The organism is Alteribacillus iranensis (genome assembly GCF_900113025.1).
Lineage (GTDB): Bacteria > Bacillota > Bacilli > Bacillales > Marinococcaceae > Alteribacillus_A > Alteribacillus_A iranensis.
On sequence record NZ_FONT01000018.1, the window covers coordinates 1 to 1,430 of the forward strand.

Genomic DNA, 1,430 nt, shown 5'->3' on the forward strand with positions numbered 1-1,430 from the left:
TTGGCAAAAGAGGAACTTACACAGATATAAGTGACATATTTGCAAAAGAAGGACGAGACAATATGGAATGGATTATAAGTGGCAAGGCTTTTAACGAGGATTCAGATTATGCCCTTGGAGATTATCGCTTAAATCGCCCGAGAACAATAATGGGAATTGTAGATACTACTAGTAGAACACAAATTATATTAGCGATAACTAGAACTAACAGAACCGTTCCTGAGGTGAAACAGGATATTTACGACATGGGTTATGACCCCCGTTTATTCATTATGTTGGACGGTGGAGGGTCAACAACTATGAAGATTGGAAATGTTAACTACGGTGCAGGAGTTGGTCGTTCTATTAGCAATATGGTTTCTTTGATTGACGATAGTGCTATCACTTAAATGAATTAGCCTTAATTTTTGTTAAAGGGTTGCTGATCATCTATTATCAGCAATCCTCTTTTCTTTATATCACTTCTTAAAACAAAAGGAAAATTTTTATTCCTTAATAGAGTACTGTGTGTTATAGTTCAATTAGTACACTTAGTTAAGGGGATGTCTATGTGAATGATTAACTTAAACCTCCAAGATCCACTCCCACTTTACGAACAAATTATTCAACAAATAAAGGAACTACTTGCTGTGGGAGCATTAGAAAAGGGAGAAAAGATTCCTGCCGTTCGGGAGTTATCCGCACAGTTACAGATCAATCCAAACACTGTCAGCAAAGCTTATAAAGAGTTGGAGAGACAAGGAATATTAATGGTCATACGCGGAAGGGGAACCTTTATTTCGGAAAATATTAAACAAGAGATGACAAAAGAATCCGCACTCCTAGTAAGGGAAAAAGTGAAAGAGGCAGTATTGGAAAGCATTTACGCCAATGTAACCGAGCAAACGCTGCAGCAGTGGGTGAGTGAGTATTATCAAACATTTAAAGGTAGGGACGGAAAATGAAAGTACAACAGATATCAAAATACATAAATGAAAAACGAGTACTCCACGACGTTTCTTTTTCTATTCAGCCCGGTACTCTTACAGGACTTATAGGAAGGAACGGATCAGGAAAAACAACGTTATTGAAAATATTGGCCGATATTATTCGACCAGACACTGGTAATATTTTTATAGATGAGACCAACCTACACAAATACCCGAAATTAAAGGCACGTACCGTTTACATGGATACAGATCTCCTCTACCTTCAGTCCTTGACTACGAAAAGCGTTCGTTATATGTATGAGCAAACGTATCCTTCATTTAATGCAACCCAATACGAGGAATTGATGCAGCGCTTTTCTTTACAGGAAGTGAAGCGGGTCCGGCACTTCTCCAAAGGACAACGAGCGCTTTTTGGTCTTATCCTTGCTTTTGCCGTTAACCCGTCATATATCCTTTTGGATGAACCTATGAATGGGCTTGACTTCTTTGTCAGAAAGGATG

Annotated in this window: 3 protein-coding genes; all 3 read left to right on the plus strand. The window is 38.5% G+C overall.

What is annotated here, in order from left to right:
* Positions 1 to 389: hypothetical protein (locus BM095_RS16275; RefSeq protein ID WP_218151641.1), on the plus strand; the 389-nt coding region annotated here is incomplete at its 5' end.
* Between the two features lie 165 nt (positions 390 to 554).
* Positions 555 to 944 carry a GntR family transcriptional regulator gene (locus BM095_RS16280; protein WP_091664334.1) on the plus strand — a complete coding sequence of 130 codons (390 nt, stop codon included), beginning with the start codon at positions 555 to 557 and terminating at the stop codon, positions 942 to 944.
* Positions 941 to 1,430, plus strand: a 490-nt coding sequence (locus BM095_RS16285; RefSeq protein WP_143083253.1) for an ATP-binding cassette domain-containing protein, incomplete at its 3' end; no start/stop codon positions are given. The genes BM095_RS16280 and BM095_RS16285, both read left to right, overlap by 4 nt.